General features: G+C 71.6%; 25 protein-coding genes. 9 read left to right on the top strand and 16 right to left on the bottom strand.

What is annotated here, in order from left to right; all coding sequences use genetic code 11:
- The first annotated feature begins 2 nt into the window (after window positions 1–2).
- Window positions 3–566, top strand: coding sequence for a TOPRIM nucleotidyl transferase/hydrolase domain-containing protein (locus AB0B72_RS07280; RefSeq protein ID WP_367737522.1), 564 nt, complete (start codon window positions 3–5; stop codon window positions 564–566).
- 137 nt (window positions 567–703) lie between these two features.
- On the opposite strand, the gene AB0B72_RS07275 is transcribed toward AB0B72_RS07280, so the two are convergent.
- Window positions 704–1,528, bottom strand: coding sequence for an enoyl-CoA hydratase/isomerase family protein (locus AB0B72_RS07275; protein WP_367737521.1), 825 nt, complete (start codon window positions 1,526–1,528; stop codon window positions 704–706).
- Window positions 1,529–1,653: 125 nt separating this feature from the next.
- Between AB0B72_RS07275 and AB0B72_RS07270 the strand changes: the two genes are divergently transcribed.
- Window positions 1,654–2,271, top strand: coding sequence for a TetR/AcrR family transcriptional regulator (locus tag AB0B72_RS07270; RefSeq protein WP_367737520.1), 618 nt, complete (start codon window positions 1,654–1,656; stop codon window positions 2,269–2,271).
- Between the two features lie 111 nt (window positions 2,272–2,382).
- On the opposite strand, the gene AB0B72_RS07265 is transcribed toward AB0B72_RS07270, so the two are convergent.
- The gene (locus AB0B72_RS07265; protein ID WP_367737518.1) at window positions 2,383–3,243 is read right to left on the bottom strand and encodes a class I SAM-dependent methyltransferase; all 861 of its coding nucleotides are present in this window, start codon (window positions 3,241–3,243) and stop codon (window positions 2,383–2,385) included.
- Between the two features lie 303 nt (window positions 3,244–3,546).
- Here AB0B72_RS07265 and AB0B72_RS07260 point away from each other — a divergent pair, with 303 nt between their 5' ends.
- Both AB0B72_RS07260 and AB0B72_RS07255 read left to right on the top strand, forming a co-directional pair.
- Window positions 3,547–4,443, top strand: a complete 897-nt coding sequence (locus AB0B72_RS07260) for a helix-turn-helix transcriptional regulator (protein WP_367737516.1) — start codon at window positions 3,547–3,549, stop codon at window positions 4,441–4,443.
- 115 nt (window positions 4,444–4,558) lie between these two features.
- Entirely contained in the window at window positions 4,559–5,458 is a 900-nt protein-coding gene (locus AB0B72_RS07255; RefSeq protein WP_367737515.1) for an oxidoreductase, read from the top strand.
- Window positions 5,459–5,496: 38 nt separating this feature from the next.
- On the opposite strand, the gene AB0B72_RS07250 is transcribed toward AB0B72_RS07255, so the two are convergent.
- Window positions 5,497–5,916, bottom strand: coding sequence for a hypothetical protein (locus AB0B72_RS07250; RefSeq protein ID WP_367737514.1), 420 nt, complete (start codon window positions 5,914–5,916; stop codon window positions 5,497–5,499).
- 53 nt (window positions 5,917–5,969) lie between these two features.
- On the opposite strand from AB0B72_RS07250, the gene AB0B72_RS07245 reads away from it, so the two are divergent.
- On the top strand, window positions 5,970–6,584 hold the full coding sequence (locus AB0B72_RS07245; RefSeq protein WP_367737513.1) for a TetR/AcrR family transcriptional regulator: 615 nt from the start codon (window positions 5,970–5,972) through the stop codon (window positions 6,582–6,584).
- Between the two features lie 84 nt (window positions 6,585–6,668).
- Here AB0B72_RS07245 and AB0B72_RS07240 read toward each other — a convergent pair whose 3' ends face one another.
- From AB0B72_RS07240 to AB0B72_RS07230, 3 genes are all read right to left on the bottom strand, one after another.
- Window positions 6,669–7,367, bottom strand: coding sequence for a GNAT family N-acetyltransferase (locus AB0B72_RS07240; RefSeq protein WP_367737511.1), 699 nt, complete (start codon window positions 7,365–7,367; stop codon window positions 6,669–6,671).
- 94 nt (window positions 7,368–7,461) lie between these two features.
- Window positions 7,462–7,992: an N-acetyltransferase family protein gene (locus AB0B72_RS07235; protein ID WP_367737509.1), complete on the bottom strand. Its 531-nt coding sequence runs from the start codon at window positions 7,990–7,992 to the stop codon at window positions 7,462–7,464.
- A gap of 85 nt (window positions 7,993–8,077) precedes the next feature.
- Complete coding sequence (locus AB0B72_RS07230; RefSeq protein ID WP_367737507.1) at window positions 8,078–8,650, bottom strand: TetR/AcrR family transcriptional regulator; 573 nt, start codon at window positions 8,648–8,650, stop codon at window positions 8,078–8,080.
- 150 nt (window positions 8,651–8,800) lie between these two features.
- Here AB0B72_RS07230 and AB0B72_RS07225 point away from each other — a divergent pair, with 150 nt between their 5' ends.
- Together AB0B72_RS07225 and AB0B72_RS07220 are read left to right on the top strand one after the other, a co-directional pair.
- Complete coding sequence (locus AB0B72_RS07225) at window positions 8,801–10,294, top strand: AAA family ATPase (protein WP_367737505.1); 1,494 nt, start codon at window positions 8,801–8,803, stop codon at window positions 10,292–10,294.
- Window positions 10,294–10,719 carry a DUF2809 domain-containing protein gene (locus AB0B72_RS07220; RefSeq protein ID WP_367737504.1) on the top strand — a complete coding sequence of 142 codons (426 nt, stop codon included), beginning with the start codon at window positions 10,294–10,296 and terminating at the stop codon, window positions 10,717–10,719. Before AB0B72_RS07225 ends, AB0B72_RS07220 begins: the two co-directional genes overlap by 1 nt.
- A 103-nt stretch (window positions 10,720–10,822) precedes the next feature.
- On the opposite strand, the gene AB0B72_RS07215 is transcribed toward AB0B72_RS07220, so the two are convergent.
- From AB0B72_RS07215 to AB0B72_RS07205, 3 genes are all read right to left on the bottom strand, one after another.
- Window positions 10,823–12,574 (bottom strand): MFS transporter, encoded by a 1,752-nt coding sequence (locus AB0B72_RS07215; protein WP_367737503.1) that lies wholly within the window; start codon window positions 12,572–12,574, stop codon window positions 10,823–10,825.
- A 25-nt stretch (window positions 12,575–12,599) separates the two neighbouring features.
- Window positions 12,600–13,040 carry a MarR family winged helix-turn-helix transcriptional regulator gene (locus AB0B72_RS07210; RefSeq protein WP_367737501.1) on the bottom strand — a complete coding sequence of 147 codons (441 nt, stop codon included), beginning with the start codon at window positions 13,038–13,040 and terminating at the stop codon, window positions 12,600–12,602.
- Window positions 13,041–13,223: 183 nt separating this feature from the next.
- Entirely contained in the window at window positions 13,224–14,174 is a 951-nt protein-coding gene (locus AB0B72_RS07205) for a helix-turn-helix transcriptional regulator (RefSeq protein ID WP_367737499.1), read from the bottom strand.
- A gap of 186 nt (window positions 14,175–14,360) precedes the next feature.
- Here AB0B72_RS07205 and AB0B72_RS07200 point away from each other — a divergent pair, with 186 nt between their 5' ends.
- Window positions 14,361–14,798, top strand: coding sequence for a carboxymuconolactone decarboxylase family protein (locus AB0B72_RS07200; RefSeq protein WP_367737497.1), 438 nt, complete (start codon window positions 14,361–14,363; stop codon window positions 14,796–14,798).
- A 328-nt stretch (window positions 14,799–15,126) separates the two neighbouring features.
- Window positions 15,127–15,726: a YdeI family protein gene (locus tag AB0B72_RS07195; protein WP_367737495.1), complete on the top strand. Its 600-nt coding sequence runs from the start codon at window positions 15,127–15,129 to the stop codon at window positions 15,724–15,726.
- A 111-nt stretch (window positions 15,727–15,837) separates the two neighbouring features.
- Here AB0B72_RS07195 and AB0B72_RS07190 read toward each other — a convergent pair whose 3' ends face one another.
- Genes AB0B72_RS07190 through AB0B72_RS07160 form a run of 7 tightly spaced genes read right to left on the bottom strand, consistent with a single transcriptional unit; the run spans window position 15,838 to window position 22,815 of the window.
- Window positions 15,838–17,178, bottom strand: a complete 1,341-nt coding sequence (locus AB0B72_RS07190) for an alkaline phosphatase family protein (RefSeq protein WP_367737622.1) — start codon at window positions 17,176–17,178, stop codon at window positions 15,838–15,840.
- A gap of 53 nt (window positions 17,179–17,231) precedes the next feature.
- Window positions 17,232–18,353 carry a metabolite traffic protein EboE gene (gene eboE / locus AB0B72_RS07185; protein WP_367737493.1) on the bottom strand — a complete coding sequence of 374 codons (1,122 nt, stop codon included), beginning with the start codon at window positions 18,351–18,353 and terminating at the stop codon, window positions 17,232–17,234.
- Window positions 18,353–19,204 (bottom strand): TatD family hydrolase, encoded by an 852-nt coding sequence (locus tag AB0B72_RS07180; protein ID WP_367737492.1) that lies wholly within the window; start codon window positions 19,202–19,204, stop codon window positions 18,353–18,355. The genes eboE and AB0B72_RS07180 overlap by 1 nt, the downstream gene beginning before the upstream one ends.
- The gene (locus AB0B72_RS07175; RefSeq protein WP_367737490.1) at window positions 19,204–19,872 is read right to left on the bottom strand and encodes an EboA domain-containing protein; all 669 of its coding nucleotides are present in this window, start codon (window positions 19,870–19,872) and stop codon (window positions 19,204–19,206) included. The genes AB0B72_RS07180 and AB0B72_RS07175 overlap by 1 nt, the downstream gene beginning before the upstream one ends.
- The gene (locus AB0B72_RS07170; RefSeq protein WP_367737489.1) at window positions 19,869–20,774 is read right to left on the bottom strand and encodes a sugar phosphate isomerase/epimerase family protein; all 906 of its coding nucleotides are present in this window, start codon (window positions 20,772–20,774) and stop codon (window positions 19,869–19,871) included. Before AB0B72_RS07170 ends, AB0B72_RS07175 begins: the two co-directional genes overlap by 4 nt.
- On the bottom strand, window positions 20,771–21,673 hold the full coding sequence (locus AB0B72_RS07165) for an SCO3242 family prenyltransferase (RefSeq protein ID WP_367737488.1): 903 nt from the start codon (window positions 21,671–21,673) through the stop codon (window positions 20,771–20,773). Before AB0B72_RS07165 ends, AB0B72_RS07170 begins: the two co-directional genes overlap by 4 nt.
- Window positions 21,673–22,815 carry an inositol-3-phosphate synthase gene (locus AB0B72_RS07160; RefSeq protein ID WP_367737487.1) on the bottom strand — a complete coding sequence of 381 codons (1,143 nt, stop codon included), beginning with the start codon at window positions 22,813–22,815 and terminating at the stop codon, window positions 21,673–21,675. Before AB0B72_RS07160 ends, AB0B72_RS07165 begins: the two co-directional genes overlap by 1 nt.
- Between the last annotated feature and the right edge of the window lie 494 nt (window positions 22,816–23,309).

The raw sequence follows: 23,309 nt of genomic DNA, 5'->3' as shown, positions 1-23,309 counted from the left end.
TCGTGAGCGACACGCGAACCGTGGTCCTGGTCGAGGGGGCCAGTGACAGGTCGGCCGTCGAGGCGCTGGCCGAGCGCCGTGGCCGGGACCTGGCGGCCGAGGGCATCCTCCTCGTGGCGATGGGCGGTGCGACGAACATCGGGACGTACATCGGCAGGTTCGGCCCTCCCGGCCGCAATCTCCGGCTGGCCGGTCTGTGCGACGTCGGGGAGGAAGACGACTTCCGGAGGGGGCTCGAGCGCGCCGGCTTCGGATCCGATCTCAGCCGAAGCGACATGGAGGCGCTCGGATTCTTCGCCTGTGTCGCCGACCTGGAGGACGAGCTGATCCGCGCCCTCGGCACCGCCACGGTTGAGCGCGTCGTCGATGCCGAGGGCGAGCTCAGCTCCTTCCGTACGCTCCAGAAGCAACCCGCGTGGCGCGGGGGCGCCACTCACGACCAGCTGCGCCGGTTCATGGGAGCAGGCAGCGGCCGCAAGATCCGCTACGCCCGCCCGCTCGTCGCGGCACTCGACCTCGATCGCGTGCCGCGGCCGCTGGACATGTTGCTGACCTTCCTACGATGACCCGGCGGGTTGTGGCCCGGGGTGGACCAGCGGTGACGGCGGGCCGGTCCGCGGCAGAACCGTGAAGGCGACGAGGACGGCGGTGGCCAGGAGGGCGGTGTGGGCATCGAGGAATGACCGGCTCGCCGCCGCCATTGTCAACCCCGGTCGCCGGGCCGGTCCGTGAAAGCGCCGAAGAGCTCATGGGCCATGCCGAAACCGTGATCCTCCAGCAATCGCCGCCGGAAGGGGCGCTGCACGATGGCGTGAGTCAGGCGTCGCGTGGATCGAGGCCTGTCCATCATCGTCCGGGCGATCTGTCGTGCGCGAGGCAGCAGCTCGTCGGTGGGCAGCACCTCGTTGACCAGTCCCAGGTCGAGCGCCTTGCGAGCGTCGATCCGCTCACCGGTGTAGAAGGCGTGAGCGGCCCGTTTGGGCCCCAGCAAGGATTGGAAGGCCAGTTGAAGACCGTCGCCCGGCGCCTGTCCGGCGGCGAAGTGCCCGTCGGAGAAGACCGCGTCCTCGGCGGCGAGCGTGATGTCGCAGAACAGGGCAAGCTCGGTGTGGAAGCCGGGGCCGTTCACCACCCCGATCGTGGGGACATCGACTCCGAAAACAAGGTTTTCCAAGAGCTTCATCGCGTCGTAGTAGAGTTCGTGGGCGACATCGCCGGGCCATTCATGAAACGGTTGGGCGAAGGAGACGGGGTCGACGCCGGCCAGCCACGCGTCGCCGGTCCCCGTCAGAATCACGACCTCGTTGCGGGGGTCGTTGCCGATCTCCTGCCACGCCTGGCCCCAAGCGTTGTGAAGCCCCAGGGAGTAGACGGCAGGGCCGCCCTTGGAGTGCATTCTCAGCTCTATCACCCCGTCGTTGCGCTCTATGACAAGGTGGTCGGCGTACTTGTCTGCATATTCCTCCAACGTCGGCCGCCTGACGAATCCGCCCAGGCGGTCATGCCATTCATCCAGTTCCCTGGACATCGCCCGCACCTCCCGATCCGACGCCCCTCGCTGACGCGAGAGAACAAACGGGGACTGTCCCCGGTTCGATGTCGGTACCATATGGGGACACTCCCCGATTTGCAACCACGACTGAGGAACCGTACGTGACCAAGCCGGAGACCAGCGCGCCTGTAGCGGCACAACGTCCCATGCGCGCCGATGCACGCCGCAACTACGATCGGCTGCTCGCGGCGGCGAGGGACGCCTTCTGCGCCTACGGAGCCGATGCCTCCCTGGACGACATCGCCCGTAACGCGGGGGTCGGCAACGCTACGCTGTACCGGCATTTCCCCAGCAGAGAGGCCCTGCTGGACGCGGTCTTCCAGGACCGGGTCCACACGCTGTGCGCTCAGGCGGAAGAATTGCTCGGCCGCGAGTCGCCCGATGACGCGCTGGTCACCTGGCTACGGGCCCTCGTCGTACACGTCACCACATATCGAGGCCTGGCAGCCTGGCTCATGTCCACCGCGACCGGCGAGGAACAGTCCCCGGCCTCATGCCAGGAGTTGATACGCACGGCTGGAAAATCCCTGCTCATTCGGGCCCAGCAATCCGGAGCCGTCCGTCCTGACATCGGCACCTCGCAACTGCTCAGGCTCACCCACGCGATCGCCCTGGCCACCGAACAGACGCCAGGCGAAGCCGACCAGCTACTTTCACTGCTCATGGATGGCCTCCGAATGCGGACGGCCCCACCACCCGGCTCCTCCCCCGCGACCTGACGCACCCAGCCCTGGGCTCAGCCAAGACTTGCGCCAGACGCGTGTCCCAGCGGGTGAGCGGACAGTCGAGGGCCGGCCACCGCCACACGCGGAGGCCGGCCGTCGTCGTGCTCAGTGCGCGGCGCGCACCGCCGAGACCAGGCCGCCGGCGCCCTCGTCTTGCTGCGACGGGGTGAGCACCGGACGCCCATAGGCCTCGGCGCGCTCACGCAGGGTGAAGGTCTCCGCCTCCCAGCCGAGGCCGTCCAGCCAGCCGACCGGGTCCTCCGGCATCTCCGAGACCCACATCGACGCCGCCGATCCCGGACCGGCGTCTCCGCGGAAGCGTTCGACCACACCGCGCGAGCCCAGTGTCAGGCCCATCCTGCTGCCTGCGGCGGACAGCGCGCCGACCCGTTCGAGTAGCAACTGCACCGCGTCCCCGGGCAGGTAGATGAGCAGTCCCTCGGCGATCCACACCGTCGGCTGCGCCGGATCGTGCCCGGCCGCGGCCAGAGCGCCGGGCCAGTCCTCGCGTAGGTCGACCGGGACGGTGATCCGCTCGCAGCGCGGAACGGCCCGCTCCTGACGCAGCACCGAGGCCTTGAAGTCCAGCGGTTCGGCCGTGTCGACCTCGAACAGCCGGGTCCCCGCAGGCCAGTCCATCCGGAAGGCCCTGCTGTCCATCCCGGCTCCGAGCAGCACGACCTGCCGTATGCCGGACGCGACCGCCCGGTCCAGCAGGTCGTCCAGGAACTTCGTCCGGATGACGATCGAGAAGGCCACACCGAGCCAGCGGCGCCGCGCCGCCTCGTCCGCGCGCGGGGGCGGCGGCGTCTCGGGGCCTCTCCCGCCGGCCGTGGCGAAGGCCAGCGCCAGCGGGTCCCGGAACAGCGGTTGCTCGCGCGCCGTCTCCATTGCCCTCACCCGGGCCACGCCCACAGCTGTGGCCCACACCCCGGACGGCTCGACCCGTCCCGCCGCATCAGTCATGCGTTCAACCTAGCCAGGCCGCCTGAGAGTCACACCGGCGCGGTGGGAAACAGCACTTGGCGATCATCAGGTGCGTAGCGAGCATTACTCCGAGTGCGGCCTCCCGGAGCGCTGGGCGCTCCGGAGCGAGAACGGTGTGATCGCCGGTGGCGGGTCACGGAGCGCGACAGTGGACGATCCCCCTCCCGCCGGTTCCCCTGGAACGCTGAGGACGGTATTCGCTGCCTGGGTTGGGTTATCAGGGGTCCAGCAGGGCCCCTCACAGCGAACTTCGCGCTCCCCTCCCCCGCCTAGTGTGTGACTATGAGCGACCAGTCTCCCGGCACCGGGGGTGACACGGGGCTCGGGGGGTTCCTGCGCTCACATCGTGCCCGGATCACCCCCGAGGAGGCAGGACTGCCCACGCCGTCCGGCACCCGCCGGGTGCCGGGCCTGCGCCGGGAGGAGGTCGCCCAGCTCGCCGGCGTGAGCGTGGACTACTACGTGCGCATGGAGCGCGGACGCAACCTGAATGTCTCCAAGGGCGTGCTGGACGCCCTGGCCCGCGTTCTGCGGCTGGACCGTACCGAGCGCCAGCGTCTGTTCGCCCTGGCCAGACCCACCAGCACACGGCGCCGCCCGCTGCCGCCGCAGCGAGTGGGGCCGGGTCTGCAGCGGCTGCTGGAGACCCTGACCGAGACCCCTGCCATGATCCTCGGCCGCCGTCTGGACATCCTGGCCACCAACAGCCTCGCACGGGCCCTGCACATCGACTTCGACGCACTTCCGGCCCGGGAGCGGAACATGGCACGCTACGTGTTCTTCGACGAAGCCGCCCGCGAGCTGTATGTCGACTGGCCGACGGCCGCCCGGAGCATCGTCGCCGGCCTGCACCTGTACGTCGCACGGCATCCCGACGACCCGCAGCTCGCCGAGCTGATCGGGGAGCTCTCGCTGCATGACAAGGACTTCCGCCGCTGGTGGGCCGAGCATGACAGGCACCGCCACATCCAGGGGATGAGGCGCTATCACCACCCCCTGGTCGGCGAGCTCACGATGGACTTGGAGGCACTGACTCCCATGAACGACCCCGACCAGCTTCTCGCCCTGTACACCACGGAGCCCGGCTCCCCCTCCCGGCACGCCCTGCACCTGCTGGCGAGCTGGACCAGCCAGCCGGAGTCCTCGGACGAGCCGGGCTCCGCGGACCCGCGGCAGTGACCCGGTCAGGCTCACGGGCCTTCGGGGCTTCTGCCGCCGCACCGCCGGCGGGGCGGACCTGTCCCACAGATCGTCGCCAGGAGGGCTCCCGGCATCGTGTGGCAGACTCTCGCTCATGACCTCGGAGACGATCAACGCGGCGTCGGCCGGCACCTGGAAGCTCGGCGACCTGACGGTCAACCGGATGGGATTCGGCGCGATGCGCCTCACGCAGAACGGGGAAGCGTTCCGGCCCGGCGCCGTTCCGAGTGACCGCGGCCGGGCGATCGGCGTTCTGCGCCAGGCGGTCGAGCTCGGCGTGAACCACATCGACACCGCCGCGTTCTACTTCTCGGCCCTGCGCTCCGCCAACGAGCTGATCAACCGGGCGCTCGCCCCGTACCCGGACGACCTGGTGATCGCAACCAAGGTGGGGCCGGGCCGCGATCCCTCGGGTGCGTGGCTCCCTTATGCGACGCCTGAGCAGCTGCGCGGGCAGGTCGAGGAGAACCTGCGCCAGCTCGGCCGCGACCACCTCGACGTGGTGAACCTGCGCACCTATGGGCCCGGTCCGATCGCCGAGCGCTTCGGCGCTCTGGCCGAGCTGCGCGACGCCGGGCTCATCCGCCACCTGGGCGTCTCCAACGTCACGCCGGAACAGCTTGCCGAGGCCCAGTCCGTCGCGCCGGTGGTCTGCGTGCAGAACCGGTACGGCATCGACACGCGGCGTGAGGACGACGACTTTCTTCGGGCCTGCGGAAGGCAGGGCATCGCCTTCGTGCCGTTCTTCGCGCTCGCCGGTGTGGGACGCGAGGCGGGGATGGCCGCCACCGCCACCGACACCGAGGGGGTCCTCGCCGTGGCCCGCGCGCGCGGGGTGAGCGCCGCGCAGGTCCGCCTGGCGTGGACGCTGCACCGCGGCCCGCACGTGCTGGCCATCCCGGGCACCGGCAATCCCGATCACCTGGCCGACAACGTGGCCGCCGGCGCGCTGCGCCTCTCCGAGGACGAGCTGGCCCTCCTCGAAACCCGCTGACGCCGTCCGTCATCCCGATCCGGTGCGCGCCGAGTGGTTCACCGGGCCGGTGACGGCCGGCTCGTGCCGCTGACCTCCGGCGCCCCGGCCGTCGACGCGTCCTGCTGGGCGAGCTTCTGCGCCTCGGGGCCGAGCGCCGTCCCCGCCGGGGTGGCGCTCGGCGCATCCTTGAGCTCGACGAAGATCGAATGCGTCTCGGTGTCGCCGATGTTACGCCCGGCGTGTTCCTGCGCGCCGAGCCATCGCACCTGCCCGGCCTCCAGGGAGAGCTCGACCTGCCGCTCGCCCGAGGTGAGGCGGCGAGTGAAGGACGACAGTGTCACCATCACGCTGTCCGGATGCCCGTGCGGGCTGGTCGCGTCGCCCGGCCGGTCCCGGTAGCGCAGCACCCGCACCCGCTCGTTCTCGAACACCACCGTGTACAGCTCCGGGTTCGTCACCGTGGGATCGGCGCTCATGGACCACCTCACAAGGCGAATCGACTACATGGGACGAAGGTACCATGATGGGTATGTCGGTACCATATGAGCAGACCGGCCGTCACCAGCAGAAGGCCCGCACCCGCCATGCCCTGGTCGAGGCGGCCCGCCGGCTGCTGGCCGAAGGCGCCGACCCCACCGTCGAGGAAGCCGCCGCGGCAGCCGGCATCTCCCGCACCACCGCCTACCGCTACTTCCCCAACCAGTACGCCCTGCTCGCCGCCGCCCACCCCCAGATCGAACAGACCTCCCTGCTCCCCGCGGACCCGCCCGCCGACCCCGCCGCCAGACTCGACCTGGTGATGACCGCCTTCACCCGGCTCACCCTCGACTGGGAGCCGCAACTGCGCACCTCGCTACGCCTGTCCCTCCAACCCGGCGCCACCCAGCCTCCACTGCGCGGTGGCCGCGCCATCGCCTGGATCGAGGACGCCCTCACCCCGCTCCGCGAAACCCACCCCGGCCTCGACATCCACCAACTGGCCGTGGCGATCCGTTCGGCCACAGGCATCGAATCGCTGATCTGGCTCACCGACATCGCCGGGCTCAGCCGCCGGCAGGCGGCTGAAACCCTGCGCTGGTCAGCGAGAGCACTCCTGGCCGCCGCCCTCGGCCGGCACGACCCCCGCCCTGGCGAACAAGGATGACGGACCACCTGCGCCCCCTGGCGGCTCACCCGCGCCAACGTGGCGGTCCGCCGCCGTCGTCCTCACCAGGAGGCCGGCTACGCCCTACCCGACAGGGACACCGGCGGGCACCCGTACGGCGATGAACATGGCCGGGCGGCGAACCCGGAAGCCGAGGGACTCGTACAAGCGGATCGCGCCGGTGTTGTCCGCCGCCGCGTGCATGAACGGTTTGTCCCCCCGGCTGAGGACACCGGCGGCGACGGCCAGCACCAGCCGGGTCGCCAGCCCCTGCCCGCGGACGGCCGGGTCGGTGCAGACGGCGCTGATCTCCGTCCAGCCCGGCGGGCGCAGCCGCTCGCCGGCCATCGCGACCAGCGCGCCGCCGCGGCGGATGCCGAGATAGGCGCCGAGCTCGATCGTGCGCGTCAGGAACGGGCCGGGTCTGGTGCGCTCGACCAGGTCCAGCATCTCCGGCACGTCCTCGGCGCCCAGCGGGACGGCCTCCTCGTCCGGCCGGCCGGACACGTCCTCACCCGCCAGCTGGACACCGGCCAGGCGCATCTCGACCTCCCAGCCGTCGGGTGGCGGGACGTCCACGCCGGCGGACCAGACGACCGCGCCAGGCCCGGCCATGGCGGCCATGCCGGCCCAGTCCTCGGCATCCGGCTCGTCCGGAAGCGCCACGAACGGCGAGACGTCGGTCGGGTAGCGCAGCGCGCCGCCGCGCCTTTCCGCGAAGTGGGCGTGAGGCCCGGTGAGGGACGACCACGCGGGGTTGTCCAGCGGATGCGGCTTCTTCACCAGGCCGTCCCGATCACGCCGCACCCCTCGGGGCGGCGGCCCCCCGTCCGCATGCACACATGCCGCCTTTCCATGCATTTCCTACCAATTATATTCACAGCGGTGAGAGGATCATGAGGATCTCGTCCCGGTCGTCGGCCGGGCCCAGCCGGAGCGCGCCGGGCCAGCGGCCGATCTCCTTCCAGCCGAGCCTGCCGTAGAAGTTCTCCAGGCCCACCCCGGCCCGCGCCGCGAGGCGGAGCTGTTCGAGTCCCATCTCGTCTCTGGCGACCCGCCGGGCGTGGTTCACCAGGGCCGCGCCGATGCCGCGCCCACGGAAGGCGGGGTGGGTCTGCACGTGGTGGACGGTGCCCCAGTGCGCCACCAGTGGGTCGAGGTCGCGCCGGATGTGCAGCCATCCGGCGAAGGCACCGCCGACCATGGCGAGGATGAGCCGGCTGCGCGCCGGATCCAGGCCGGCGACGATCTTCTCGGCGGCCGGGCGGACGTCGGACTCGTCCACGGGCGGGAAGGGGAAGCCGGCCGCCCCGCCCGCATTGGTGACGGCGATCCAGCAGTCCACCAGCTCCGCGGTGAAGGCCATCCGGTCGGCACCCGTGATCTGCAGGAAGGCGGCGCCGGTCATGGTGGGAAGTCTCCCACAAGGCCGGCGGCCTCCCCCTGGCGGGCGCCTCAGACGCAGGCCCGGTGGACGGTCATGCGGACGGCGTTCAGATTCCGTAGACGGTGCGCACACTTGGAACGGCCAGCCGCATGTACATGTCGGCCATCTGCTCGGGCGTGTACGGCAGGTCGTCGTCCAGCCACCAGATCAGCAGCCCGAGCAGCGCGCTGAGCAGAAACTCCAGCGTCACCTCGCGCGGCAGCGCGACGTCCTGGTCGGGCAGGAAACCGTGGATGCGCCGGGCGCCGACCTCGCCGATCCGGCGTCTCAGCCCGGCCCGCATCACCTCGGCGCCCCTCTTGCCCGCCAGCGCCTTGTAGAGGTCGCGCTGCTGGTCGGCGTGCTGGAAGACGGCCAGGACCGGGTTGGGATGACCGCGGGTGGCGAAGTGCCGTTCCATGTGCTCCTCGAACGCCCTGGCGAGGTCCTCCATCCCGCTCAGCAGCAGGTCGTCCTTGTCGGTGTAGTGCGCGTAGAAGGTCGAGCGGCCGACGTCGGCGCGGTCGATGATGTCCTGCACGGTCAGCCGGTCGTAGCCCCTCTCCAGGATGAGGTCGACCAGTGCCCTGCGCAGCAGCTCGCGGGTCCTGCGCACCCGGCGATCCACGGTGTCTCCCACGCGGGCCCCCGCTCATCCGAACACATTGTTCAGCACAATACGCCGTGTCCGTCTTCTCCACATACGGCATCTGGTGCCGGAGCGCGCAGGAAGCGATCGGTGCCGCCTGGCCGCACACGAACCCGGACCAGGTCTGCCAGGGTGGGACGTATGGACCTCAACGACGCCACGGAGCTGGCGCGGGCCCTCACCGAGCTCATGAAGGACGCCCGTCACCAGCTCGACGACGCGAAGGGGACGCCCGAGCTGGTGGCCCGCGTCACCCGGCACCTGGGGTGCGACATCCGGGACGTCGTGAACGTCGCGGAGACCTTCCCGGGCTGGGAGCACGTCAACCTGCAGCGTGGTGTCGACGCCTACCTGGCGGCCCACAGCCCGCGTGCCGAGTGGTCCGGGATCGCGGGCCTGGGCCGTGAGCACAACGACATCGTCAACATGCTGGCCTCCGCCGCCCAGGGCTGGGAGCGCTTCGAACCGGGCGCGGTCGACTACGCGACGGCCGCGATCGGACCCGACCGGACCACCGAGGTCGTCTCTCTCGGCCTGGTCCTGACCCGATCCCCCGACGGCGCCCCCGTCGTCATCGGGCTGCGGGGCGCGCACGAGGGGATGCCCCCGAACTGCCAGATCGTCGTGCTGGCCCCGGACCGGGCGAGCGCCACCAGGACGCGCGACGAGGTCGAGCGCCTGATGCGCGAGCACGACGTCTACAAGGGCCAGATCCTGTCGTTCGCCTGGAGCGAGCACCGCGGGAACGATCTGGTGACGTTCCTGCCCAGGCCGGAGATCCCCGCCGAGCAGGTGATCCTCCCCGGCGGCCTGCTCCCGGCGATCGAGCGGCACATCCTGGGGATCGGCGAGCACGCCGCCCGGCTGCGCGAGCACGGCCAGCACCTCAAGCGGGGGCTGCTGCTCCACGGGCCGCCCGGCACGGGCAAGACCCACACCGTCCGCTATCTCATGGGCCGGATGCGCGACTGCACGGTGATCGTGATGACCGGCGCGGCGATCAGGTTCGTCACCCAGGCCGCGGGCCTCGCCCGCCGGCTGCAACCCGCGGTCATCGTCCTGGAGGACGTCGACCTGGTGGCCCGCGACCGCTCCTACACCGAGGACGGCAACCCCCTGCTGTTCGCGCTGCTGGACGCGATGGACGGGGTGGGCGCCGACGCCGACGTCACCTTCGTGCTCACCACCAACCGGGCCGACGTGCTGGAGCGTGCGCTGGCCGACCGCCCGGGACGGGTGGACCTGGCCATGGAGATACCCAGGCCCGACGCGGCCGGACGGATGGCCCTGCTCACCCTGTACGCCCGCGACCTGCGCGTGGAGGCCGACCTGGCGCCGATCGTGGCGAGGACGGAGGGCGCCACGGCGTCCTTCTTCAAGGAGCTGCTGCGGCGGGCGGTGCTCGCGGCGCTCCGGGACGGCGACGAGGTGCCCGCGCTCACCGGCGACCACCTGGGCCGGGCGCTGGACGAGATGCTCGGCGAGCGTGAGGCGCTGACCCGGTCGCTGCTGGGCTCCGGCGAACGGGTGCACGAGGACGGCGAGGATTACGCGGGACCTGCGCCGTTTCTCCCGTTCGGGCCGCAGGGCACGAGCTATCACAGCACCCTCACGATCAGGAGCGACGAGCCCTGATGCCCACGCCCCCCGAAGCAGGCGGCTCCGGCCGTACTCGCCTGCTCGCCGCCGGGGCGGCGGCGGTGACCGTCGCCGCGGGCCTCGGGGTCAGGTCGCTGGCGGAGGGCGACGTCGCCAAGTGCGCCGGGGACGCGCTCTACACCGTCTTGTTGTATGCCCTCGTCGTCCTGGTCGCTCCCCGCGCCCGGCCGGTGACCGCCGCCTGTGTCGCGGCCGCCGTCAGCTGGGTCGTCGAGTTCTCCCAGCTGAGCGGGGTGCCGGCGGAGCTGTCCCGGCACAGCGCCGTCGCGCGGCTCGTCCTCGGCTCCACTTTCAACGCGCCCGACCTGTTCTGGTACGCCGCCGGGGCCGCGGCGGCCTGCTCCGTCCATACGCTCGTGCGTGCTTTCGGGCGGGCGCGGCATGGTGCCGCGCGGAGGTAGCGCGCAGGTAGCCCGGTCAGGTGGCGGGGAGGTAGGCGGCGCGGCGTAGTTCGAGGGCCGCGTCGGCCAGGGAGCCGACGACGATCAGCCGACGGTCGGCACGTCACTGTGGGTCTGGGGCCGGCGTTCGAAGATGCCGGTCAGCCGTTCGTGCTCCTGGGGTCTCGGGGGCGAGGCCGGTGCCGCGCAGCAGGGAGGCGATCGCGGCGAGGAAGGCGAGAGCGGCGCCGAAGGTGAACACGACGACCAGGCCGGAGTGGAAGGGCCCGGAGATCAGGGACGGGAAGAACTCGCGTCCGATCAGGGTCTGTCGCCGCGCCGCGGTCAGGTGGGTCAGGACGCCGCTGGGCTGGAGAAGGTGCTGGATCGGATTGACGCCCAGTTGGGCGGCGAACAGGGATGAGACCGGGGGGAGACTGCCGACCTGGGTGGCGACGGCGGCCGGTACGCCCTGCTCTCGCAGGCCGGCGGTGAGGGTGTGCGGGAGGCTGCCGGCCAGCCCGGCGATCATGAGGGAGAAGAACACGCCGATCGAGACGGCGGTGCCGGAGTTCTGGAAGGTGGCGCGCATGCCGGAGGCGACACCGCGTAGGTGTGCGGGCACGCTGCCCATGATCGAGGAGGAGTTGGGAGAGGCGAACATGCCGTTGGCGATCCCGTTGAGCGCGATCAGCGCGGCGAAGATCCAGTAGCTGAAGTCGGTCGGCAGGAGCATCAGGCCCAGGAAGCTGGCACCGAACAGCAGCGCGCCGCCGGTGGACAGGCCCTGGGAGCCGAACCGGTCGGACAGGTAGCCGGACACCGGGCCCGCGGCGAGGAAGCCCGCGGTCAGCGGCAGCATGAAGATGCCCGCCCACAGCGGCGTGGCGCTGTAGTCGTAGCCGTGCGACGGAAGCCAGATGCCCTGCAGCCAGATGATCAGGACGAACTGCATCCCGCCGCGGCCGATCGCGATGGCAAGGCCCGCCAGATTGCCGAAGGCGAAGGGCCGCAGGCGAAAGAGATCCAGCTGGATCATCGGCGCGCAGACGCGGCCCTCGATGACGGCGAATGCCGCCAGGAGGACCAGTCCGCCGGCGATCAGCCCGTCGACCAGCGGGTTGGTCCAGCCCATGGTGTGCCCGCCGTAGGGCTGCAGGCCGTAGGTGACCGCGATCAGGACCGCGCTGAGGCCCACCGCGAAGGTGATGTTGCCCCACCAGTCGATCCGGCCGCCGCCGCGCCTTCCGGTTTCGCGCAGGGTCCGGTAGGCCCACAGCGTGAAGAACACGCCGACGGGCACGTTCACCCAGAACACCGCCCGCCAGTCCCAGGCCGACAGCAGACCACCGGCGACCAGGCCGATGAACATGCCGCCCAGCCCCGCGACCTGGTTGATGCCCAGGGCGAAACCGCGCTGCTCCTTGGGGAAGGCGTCGGTCAGGATCGCGGCCGAGTTCGCTGTCAGCATCGACCCGCCGACGGCCTGCACGCCCCTCCAGGCGATCAGCCACATCGCCCCGTGGCCGCCGTCGAAGGGGTCAAGGGACAGCAGGATCGAGGCGAAGGTGAAGACCGCGAACCCGGAGTTGTAGATCCGGATCCGGCCGTACAGGTCTCCCAGCCTGCCCACCGTGACCACGAGGACGGCCTGGACCAGCCGGTACCCCATGATCATCCACAGCAGGTAGGCGATGTTGCCCGGGGCCAGCGGGTCCAGGTGCACGCCATGGAAGATCGCCGGTAGGGCGATCAGCACGATGGAGCCGTCCAGTGCGGACATGAAGACCGCGGCGGTCGTGTTCGTCAGCGCCGTCCACTTGTACCGGTCGCCGGGTGGGCGGAGCGGGGCGTGCGTTTCCGGAGGCTCTGTCATTGGCTTCCTCATGGTTCTTCCGGCGTCAGATGTTGTGGGCGAGTCGCTCCAGCAGCGGCACGGCCGCCGCGAGCTGCTCCAGTTCCGCTGGGGTGAACGCGTCGCCGGTCAGGATCCGGGCGACGAGTTCGGCCCGCGCGTTGCGCCTGTCCTGCAGCGCCCGAAGGCCGGCGTCGGTCACCGTCAGCACCACGCGCCTGCCGTCGTCGGGGTCGGGGCGGCGTTCGACCAGGCCGCGGGCCCGCAGCGCGCTGAGCGTCGCCCCCATGGCCTGCGCGGTGATCTGCACCTCCTTGGCCAGCGCCGAGGAGGTGGTGGGGCCCGAGCGGTCCAGGTGTGACAGGGCGGTCCGCTCGGGCATCGTGAGCCCTCCGTCGGCCGGCAGTTGGCGTATCCGTCGCACCAGCACGCTGATACTCGCCAGCAGGGCTGAGGCGACTGCGTCAGGGGTCATGTCCTCGTTCATATACTAAGGCTACCTTATCAATCAGCCTTAGTAATTTCGGCCCATGGGGCTCTACCGGGCGGTGTTCGCCGTCGTGCGGCCATTGCTCATTCAGCCCAAAGACAGACGGGCGACCAGGTGTCGCCGGCACGTACGGCCGCCACGGCCTGGTCGAGACCCGTCAGCGATCGGCGGGCGTCCGCGTTATTGGTTGTCCTTGAGGAGTTGTTGTGTGCGGGTGAGGAACGCCTGGCGGACGTCTTCCGGGTGCAGTATCCGGAGTGGTCGGCCGAGGCTGAGCAGGTAGCGGGCCAGGCCGTCGGCGTCCGGCCCGCCGATTTCGACGATAGTGGCGTCATCGCCGTCCGGGCGGTGGACGCCGACCGTTGGCGGTACCAGCCTGCGGGCCTCATCGGCCGGTACGGCCAAGCGGATGGTCACCCGCACCGGGTACCCCCTCAGCGCGATGCCCGTGCCGACCATCTGTGCTGGATCCGGCGGGTCGGGCAGGGCGGTGGGCTGCCCGGTGGATGTGGCATCGACGATCCGGTCGGCGCGGAAGGTACGCCAGTCCTGCCGTGTCACGTCGTGGGCGACGAGGTACCAGCGGCGGCCGGTGTAAACGAGGCGGTAGGGGTCCACTCGCCGGGTGGACATTGCTCCGGTCCGGTCGCGGTAGGTCAGCCGGATGCGTTCGCCGCGTCGGCAGGCGGCGGCCATGTCGAGCAGCAGCGCGGGGGAGATCTCGCTTTCGTCAGGTCGCGCGATGTGGGTGAACGCGGCGTCCAGTTCACCGAGCCGGCCGGCGAGCCTGGCCGGCAACACCTGACGGAGCTTCAGCAACGCCGACAGGGCTGCCTGGTCACTGCCGGAGATCCCGCTGAGCGCGGCGGCGCGCAGCCCGACGGCGACCGCAAGCGCCTCCTCGTCGTCGAGGATCAGCGGCGGGATGCTGGTTCCGGGCCCGAGGTGGTAGCCGCCCCACGGGCCCATCTCCGATTCGATGCCGTAGCCGAGCTCACGCAGCCGGGCGATGTCACGGCGAACCGTCCGCTCGGTGATCTCCAACTGTGCGGCCAGATCAGCGCATGTCCAGGACGGCCGTGTTGACAGCAAGGACAGCAGCCGCAGCAGCCGTGCCGAAGTGTTGAGCACGGCCAACAGTCTGCTCGATGACCAGGACCGTTTCTGACCGGGTTGCCCTCTAGCGTTGCCGACGTGACCGAGGACTCCTCGGCCGAAAGTCCATTACGACGCAGGCGACCTCCGCCAAGGCGCCTTCGATGACAGGCCCGGATGGCCGCACGTAACCGAAGAGGGGCAGGACCCATGGAAGCACGCATGAAGAGCGTGGCGAACCCCGACGTGATCACCGCGATCCAGCATCTCCACAAGGCGATTCACGCCGGTGGTGTCGACCCGCTCGTGCTCGAGCTGGTCCATCTGCGGGCCAGCCAGATCAACGGCTGCAGCCCGTGTGTGTTCGCCGGCGTCCAGTCGGCGAAGAAGTATGGAGAGACCGAGGAGCGGCTGCACAGCGTGGTCACCTGGCGTGAGACCCCGTTCTTCACCGAGGAGGAGCGGGCAGCGCTCGCGCTGACCGAGGCCGCCACCCGGATCCAGGACGGCGCGCCGGGCGTGACCGACGAGATCTGGGACGCTGCCGCCACCCACTTCGACGAGAACCAGATGTCCGCGATCATCCTGAACATCGCAATCACCAACTTCTTCAACCGGATCAACCACACGATCCGGGAGCAGGCCGGCAAGACCTGGTAAAGGTGGCGGGCGTCATCCGTCCGGTGGCCGCGGTGGCCGACGTGGCGAAGGACATGATCGGCCGGCTCCACCGCTGACCGATCCGGCGCCACTTCCGGCCGCCCCCTGTCCCGGGCTCGCACCGGACGAACCGCACTGCGGGGTGAGCGTTGACGACCCACCTTCGATGGCCACTCCGGCCGACCCGTTGGGGCAGCGTGGGCCGAATGCCGGTTCACGCTGCCCATCGGCAGCCGAAATACCTTTCCGAGACAATGACGTTCTGTGAGAACACCCGTGTGTTGAGCACCGTGCCGTGCCAGACGATGATCTTTGGTGGTACCTGACGATGAGCGGCGAACTGCCGGAACTGACCGTTCCCGATGTCCGGGCCTGGCGGGAGTGGCTTGGCGAGCACCGCGACAGCCCCGCAGGAGTGTGGCTGGTCCTCGCCAAACAGAACACGACCGAACCCACCAGCCTGACCTATGACCAGGCGCTCGATGAAGCCCTGTGCCATGGCTGGATCGATGGCCAGCTACGACGGCGGGATGAGATCACCTATTGCCGGCGCTTCACCCCCCGCGGGAGGCGAAGTCCCTGGTCGGCGCGGAACGTTTCCATCGTCACCCGTCTGATCAGCGAGGGCCGGATGCAGCCGGCCGGAATGATCGAGGTCGAACGCGCCAAGGCCGACGGCCGGTGGGAGGCGGCCTATGCGGGGCAGGCCGCCATCGAGGTGCCGTCCGACCTGGCCGCCGCATTGGCCGCAAAACCCCAGGCAAGAGATATGTTCGACACCCTGACCTCCCAAAACCGCTACGCCGTCCTCTACCGGATCGCGAACGCCAAACGCGCCGAGACCCGAGCCCGCCGCATCACCCAGCTCGTTGAGATGCTCGCCCGTGGGGAGACGATCCACCCGCAGAAGCGGGCCCCCGGCAGCTGAACGCTGGCCCCCTCCCCGCCTCGCTCCTCCACACCCACGCGCACGGCGGCTCGGCGTCCGGTCAGACCCGGAAACCACCCAGCGGGCTCGGCTCAACAGCGGCCGGCCCGATCAGGGGGTGGCCTGGCCGGCGTCGGTCCGCATCGCGGCGAGGAGGAAGTCCTTCACCTCGGTCGCGGCGATGCGGTCGCGGGCCAGGGCCGGGTCCGAGCACAGCAGCACCGGGCCGTCCTCGGGGTCGCGCGGCAGCAGGCCGTGCGATCCGCGTACGGCGCGGGCGCCGGCGTCCAGGCCGACGACGCTCATGAGGTAGCGCATGCCGGCCTTCTTGCGGACAAGCGCGACCGCCGCCCGCCGCTTGGCCGCCGACGGGTCCGCGGGGTCGAAGAACAGCTCGGCGGGGTCATAGCCCGGCTTGCGGTGGATCTCCACCGCGCGGGCGAAGTCGGGCGCCCGCTCGTCGTCGAGCCAGTAGTAGTAGGTGAACCACGCATCGGGGTCGGCCAGCAGCACCAGCTCTCCCGACCGGGGGTGATCGAGGCCGTGGGCCGCCTTGCCCTCCGCGTCGAGGACCTCCGCCACGCCCGGGAGGGCCGCGCACACCTTCGCCACGGCGGCGATGTCGGCGGGGTCGCGCACGTAGACGTGGGCCACCTGGTGGTCGGCCACGGCGAAGGCGCGGGAGGTCCACGGATCGAGGTACTCCATGCCCGCCTGGGTGTGGACGCGCAGCAGCCCCTCGGCCCGCAGCGTCCGGTTGACGTCGACGGGGCGGGACACGTCCGTGATGCCGTACTCCGACAGCACGGTCACCGTCGTCCCCAGCTCCCGGGCGGTGTCGAGGAGCGGCGCGAGCACGCCGTCCAGCTTCGCGGCGGCCGCGGCCGAGCGGGGGTCCGAGGCGCCGTACCGCTGCAGGTCGTAGTCGAGGTGCGGCACGTACGCCAGGGTCAGGTCAGGCCGGTGCGTCGTCATGATGTGCTGGGTGGCGGCGCAGATCCAGGCCGACGACGCGATGCCCGCCCCCGGGCCCCAGTAGGTGAACAGCGGGAACTCGCCCAGCCGTGACGTCAGCTCGTCGTGCAGCTCGGGCGGGTCGGTGTAGCAGTCGGGGTCCTTGCGCCCGTCCGCGTGGTAGATGGGCCGGGGGGTGACGGTCCAGTCGACGTCGGCCCCCATCGCGTACCACCAGCAGACGTTGGCGACGGTGAACCCGGGGCGCTCGCGGCGGGCGGCGTCCCAGAGCTTCTCCCCGCCGACCAGCGCGTTGTGCTGGCGCCACAGCAGCACCTCGCCCAGGTCCCTGAAGTACCAGCCGTTGCCGACGACGCCGTGCTCGGACGGCGGCGCACCGGTCAGGAACGTCGACTGGACCGAGCACGTCACGGCGGGCAGGACGGTGCCGAGCTCCGCCTGGAAACCCACGTCGGCGATCGCCCGCAGGCGGGGCATGTGCCGAAGCAGCCGGGGCGTGAGCCCGACGACGTCGAGGACGAGATGAGCGGTCACGGCGTCACTCCCAGGTGGCGTAGCTCGTCACGGGCGAAGGCGAGCTCCGCCGCTATTCCCGCCGCGAGGTCGGCGGAGGTGCTTGGGCGGTGCTCGGGGGGCAGCACACCCCAGGTGTAGGTCTCCACGTCGTAGTGGTCGCAGGCGCCGCTCCCGACCAGCAGGGCGAGGGCCTCCCGCAGCACCGGCGTGGTCGAGGAGAGGGGCGGCTCCGGCCGCATGTGCAGCGGCACATGGTAGTGCACCCGCCAGGGGCCGGGCAGGGCCGTGCCGAGCGCCTCGTCCAGGTCGTCGGCGGTTCCGCCGTCCGGGTTGCGGGTCTGGTGGAGGAAGCGCGGCTCGGCGTATTCCCGCAGCGCCTCGGGTTCCGCGGTCTCCAGGGCCGCGGACACCTGCACCTTCACCACCGGCAGGCCCGCCTCGCGCAGAGTGCGCAGCGCGTCCGCCGGGCTTTCCCAGGAGCAGGCCAGATGGGCCAGGTCGAGGCAGACGCCGAGCCGGTCGGTGTCCATGCCCGCCAGCCGGGCGGCGGCCTGCCCCGACGTCTCCACGACGCAGCCGGGCTCCGGCTCGAAGGCGACCTCGATCCTCCTGCCGGTGGCCTCCTCGACCCCGGCCAGTCCCTTGGCGAGCTCGTCGAGGCGGCGGGCGGCCTGGTCCGCCATGCCGGCGTCCCAGGGATGCCGCCACGCGAGCGGCAGGGTGGAGATCGAGCCGCGCGCGGCGTCGCCGGGCAGCAGGTCGGCCAGCACCCGGGCCAGGTCGAGCGTGTACGTCAGCCGCTCCGCGGTCGTCCAGTCCGGGTGGTAGACGGCGTGTTTGACGACCGGCCGCTGGAAGGATCGGTAGGGGAAGCCGTTGAGGGTCACGACCTCCAGGCCCCGGGCGTCCAGCTCCCGGCGCAGCCTGCGGCGGGCGTCCGGGTCGGCGGCGAGACCTGCGGCCACCGGCGCGGCCAGCCACAACCCCAGCCCCAGCACGGGCGAACCGAGCCGCTCCCGGATGGGCACGGCGAACTCGTCGAGCTGCGCCGTGATGCCGGGCAGGTCCTCGGCGGGGTGGACGTTGGTGCAGTAGCTCAGGTGCAGGGTCCGGCCGCCGGGGGCGCGCAGCCGCATCAGGAACCGCCCCGCCGGATCGAGCTGCCCTCGAAGGCCGGCTCGACCTCCGTGATGTCGGACAGGTCGAGCCGCCCCGACTGGCCGTAGAACTCGACGGGGTTGCGCCACAGGACCCGGTCGACGTCGTCCTCGGTGAACCCGGCGTCCAGCATGGCGCGGGCGGTCTCCACGGTCAGCAGCGGATCGGAATGCCCCCAGTCGGCGGCGGAGTTGACCAGCATCCGCTCCGGCCCGTGCCGCAGCAGGATCTCCACCATCCGCGGCGGTGACATCTTGGTCTCCGGGTAGATGGAGAAGCCCATCCAGCAGCCCGACTCCTTGACGATGTCCACGGTGAGCTCGTTCAGGTGGTCGACCAGGACCCGCCCCGGCGCGATGCCGGACTCGGCCACCACGTCGAGCGTCCGCTGGGTCCCCCGGGCCTTGTCGCGGTGGGGGGTGTGCACGAGGGCGGGCAGGTCGTACTCGACGGCGAGGGCGAGCTGGCGGGTGAAGGCGTCGTCCTCCTCCGGTGTCATGGAGTCGTAGCCGATCTCACCGACGGCGACGACGCCGTCCTTGTCGAGGTAGCGGGGAAGCAGGTCGAGCACCGGGCGGCAGCGGGGATCGTTCGCCTCCTTCGGGTTGAGCGCGATCGTGGCGTGGTGGCGTATGCCGAACAACCCGGCCCGGTACGGCTCCCAGCCGAGCAGCGAGTCGAAGTAGTCGGCGAACGATCCCGGGTTGGTGCGCGGCTGGCCCAGCCAGAAGGCGGGCTCCACCACGGCGACGACCCCGGCGTCCGCCATCCGCTGGTAGTCGTCCGTCGTCCGCGACGTCATGTGGATGTGCGGGTCGAAGATGCGCATCAGGCCTCCCTGCCTACGATGCCGGGTCCGCCTGCTGCGCCGACGGCGCCGTTCCCGTCCGGTCCCGCGGCCCCGGGGTCCCGAGGGCGGGTGAGGCGCCGGAGCAGGTCGACCGCGTCGGACGGCATCGTCCTGCCCGCCGCGGTCCGCTCCTCGGCGAGGCCGGCCAGCATGCCGGTCAGTTCGGCGTCCGCCCGCCCGTCGAGGTCGTCGATCCCGGCGAGGGGCACGCCCATGAACACGCACTTGAGCACGGCCTGCCGCCAGGCCGCCTGGTCGAGGTGCCGCGCGTACGGGCCCAGGGCCGCCGTGACCAGCCGGGGGTCGTTGGTGCGCACCGCGTCCCGCAGGAGCGGCACAGCCTCCCCGCCGAGAGGCAGCAGCGGCAGGGCGCGCAGGATGGCGTGCTTCTCCTCGGCGCTGCCGTGCTCGTACAGGGTCTCCAGCAGGGCGGGAAGCTCCGCCGGCGGCAGCGCGGCCAGTAGGACGGCGCGGGCGGCCTCGTCGGCGGCCCAGCCGGGCGCCCCGGGCAGCGGCGCGCGCCCGATCCGGCGCCGTGCCGCGGCGAAGTGACGCACTATCGCGTCGGGCCGCCGCGCGACTTCCGCGCGGGCCTCCACCACCCAGTCGTGACCGAGGGCGGCGAGCAGCGTGTCGGCGTCCATCATCGGCCCCCCTTCGCAGCGGCCGCGAGCCGCTCAGCCCCGCCTGCCGTATCCACCGAGTCCGGGTCCGGGCCGGCCGCCGCCGACGCGGCCCTGCGGAGGAAGCCGATCGAACGGGCGGCGACGTCGGGCGCGGCGTGGGAGTGGCGGGGCAGCTCCACCGCGACCAGCCCTGTGTAGCCGGCAGCAGTCAAAGCGCGCAGCACAGGTGGAAAGTCGATCTCCCCCTCGCCGAACTCGAGGTGCTCGTGCACTCCCCGCCGCATGTCGTCGATCTGCACGTTGACCAGGTGCTCGGCGACGGCTTCGACACAGGCGGCGACCGGCTCCGGCTCCAGGCAGCGGCAGTGGCCGATGTCGAGGGTGACGCCGAAGCCCGGCGGGCGGCCGAGCGCGTCGTACAGGCGCCGCCAGCCCGCGATCGTCTCGACCAGCATGCCCGGTTCTGGCTCGAACCCCAGCGGCACCGCCGCCCCGTCGAGCACCCGCGCGCAGCCGTCGACCAGCCGGTCCCAGGCGACGTCCTCCGGCACGGCGGAGGGCCGTACCCCCGCCCAGAACGACACGGCCTCGGCGCCGAGGTCGGCGCCGATCGCCGCGGCGCGGCGCAGGAAGTCGATCCGCCGCTCGCGCTCGTCGTGGAGCAGCGTCGGCGCGTGCTTGTGCCAGGGGTCCAGCAGGTAGCGGGCGCCGGTCTCGACCACGACCCCGAGGCCGAGCTCCCGCAGCCGTTCGCCGACGACGGCGACGCGGCGGGCGAGCCCCGGCGCGTACGGATCAAGGTGGTCGTGGTCGAGGGTGAGGGCGACCCCTCGGTAGCCGAGTGCCGCGATGACCTCCAGCGCGTCGCCGAGCCGGTGGTTGGCGAACCCGTTGGTCCCGTACCCGAACCTGAGACCGCTCACGTCGGTGACACCTTCCGGGCCAGGACCCTGCCGAGCGGCGCGGCGGCGGCGACGGCGAGGCCCGCGCGCACGGCGCCCGACCTGGCCGCCAGCGCCCCCTGCAATGCGGGGAGCACGACGATGCCGGTGCCCACGGCCGCCCGGACGTTCCCCGGCGAGGGGTCGCGGGCGGCGCGAGCCTGGGCGAGACCGAACCGGGCCGCGTACCAGGCGGCGAGCGCCGGCTGCACCGCGCGCTCGGCCCCGTCGCCGGTCGGCCCGGCACCCACGGCGGCGGCGAGGGCGAGGGTCCCGGACAGCGTCCCGAGCGGGAGAGCCGTTCCCGCGCCGGACACCTCGCGCCGCGACAGCAGCGTGAGCAGCCACGTGTGCGCCCCGACCGTGAACGCGGTGGGCAGCGCGGGGGCGGGGGCGCCGCCGGCCGCGCCGAGCAGCACGTCCAACGCCCGGCACAGGCCCATCACGGCCGGTCCGGCCGGTGTGTCCTTCGCGGCCACGTCGTATGCCCAGACGGCGGCCGCGAGCGCCGCCGCGGTCGCGCCCGCGCGGGGTCCTGCGGTCAGGCGGGCCACCGCCATCCCGGCGGCGGTCAGCCCCAGCGCGATGGCCAGCGCCTCCCCCGGCTTCACCCTGCCCGAGGGAATCGGCCGCTCCGGCCGTTCGACGGCGTCGATCCGGCGGTCGGCCCAGTCGTTGGCCGCCATTCCGGCCCAGTAGAGGCAGACGGAGGCGCAGGCGAGGCCGGGTGTGCGGCGGCCGAGCGTGCCCGCGGCGGCCGCGCCGGCGACGACGTCCCCGGGCACCGACAGCGCGGCGGGGGCCCGGACGAGGCGCACGACGTCGCGCAGCGCCGGCCACCGGCGCGACCGCACGCCCGTGGCGCGGTCCCGGTCTGCCATCAGCCGCGCTCCCCGAGCCCGGCCACGAAGTCGCACAGCATCGTCCACTGGTCGGCCAGCCCGTGCGGGACGCGGCCCAGCGGATCCTTGAAGAAGAAGGCCAGCTCGTGGAGCGCGCCGGTCCTGCCCGCGTCCTGCGCGGCCGTGGCCAGCCGCGCCAGATCGAGCACGAGGGGCGCGGCAAGGGCGGAGTCGCATCCGTGCCAGGTGAAGTCCATCCGCATCTGGCGGCCCAGGAAGCCCTCGAACGTCACCAGGTCCCACGCGGTCTTGAAGTCGCCCGCGTCCTCCAGGTAGTCGATGCGGGTGTCGCCCTGCGGCACGTAGCCGAGGGTCTCCGCGAGCACCCGCTGCTTGCTTGCGGTCTTCGCCGCGTTCGGGCCGGGCTCGGCGAGGCTGGCGCCGTCGCCGCCGCCCAGCAGGTTCGTCCCCGACCAGGTCCGTACCCGGAGGTTCCGTACGGCGAACATGGGCGCCAGCACCGACTTGATCAGCGTCTCGCCGGTCTTGCCGTCGTGGCCCGCGTACGGCACCCCGTGACGGGCGGCGAGCCGGTCCAGGGCGGGCAGGCGGGCGCCGGTCGAGGGGGTGAAGTCGACGAACGCGCATCCGGCCAGGAACGCCGCGTAGGCCGCGAGTGAGCTGGGCGGCAGCACCGCCTCGTCGCCGCCGAGCGCCGCCTCCAGCATGCCGGGGTCGGCATGCGCCGGATGGGGCGGCGGGGCCGTCTCGGTGGTGGCGACGTTGACGACCACCAGCCGCGTCAGGTGGTGCCGTTCCCGGAACGCCTCGATGTCGGCGGCGATCAGGTCGGCGGTCTCCGCCTGGGTCCTGGCCGAGGGCAGCGGCCGTATCTCGCGATCGGCGTCGGCGAGCTCGTCGTGCAGTGCCCGCACCAGCGAGGCGGGCACGACTCCGGCGTCGGCGAGCGCCTCGGCCTTCTTCACCAGCGGGGTCGGGGCGATGTCGTGCCCGCCGAACACCAGCTCGGAGAGGGCGGGCAGCCCGGCGTCGCGCAGTGGGGGGAGCTCGGTCACGCAGCCCGTCGTCCCGGCGAGGCCGGCCCGGACGGCCAGCGCTCCCGTGACGGCGGTGACCGCGACGGAGCCCCGCGCGCCCATCAGCCAAACTCCCGTGCTCATTCAGCGGCTCCTGCCATGCGGTCATCGTGAAGGCCGTGGACCGTGGGACGGGGCGTTGGCTTCCGCGTCGGGTCCTCGTGCCTGCTCACCCCGCCCGGGACGGACGTCGGTGATGCTATGGGGGTGGTTCATCCTGCGTCGCGTCCGGACGCAGCGCAGATTTCGGGGCAAGTCGGGATTCAAGTGACTTGCCGCATTTAACGGCCGCAAAGCCCGTTCCCACAACCGTGGGAGCGCTCCCGGTTAGATAACGCTTGGATAACGCACCCCTCACGTGCTGAAACTCCAGGGAGGTGACAGCGGATCCGCTCATGTGTTACAAACCGGTGAATTCCCTCCCATAGGCGCACATCTGACATGCACGTGAAGGAACCAGAGGTGGCGGTGCTCCAAGCGTACGAACACGGGCGACAGCGCGGCGGCGCGTGCCTTGCCTGACCGGACTCCTCAAGTCAGGACTCGTCGAGAGGGAACAGCCCATGCCCCGGCGTCCG

The sequence above is a fragment of the Microbispora sp. NPDC049125 genome, assembly GCF_040802045.1.
In the GTDB taxonomy this organism is placed as follows: Bacteria; Actinomycetota; Actinomycetes; order Streptosporangiales; family Streptosporangiaceae; genus Microbispora.
Note: the sequence above shows the minus strand (reverse complement) of the source record. Positions and strands in the feature narration are given on the sequence as shown.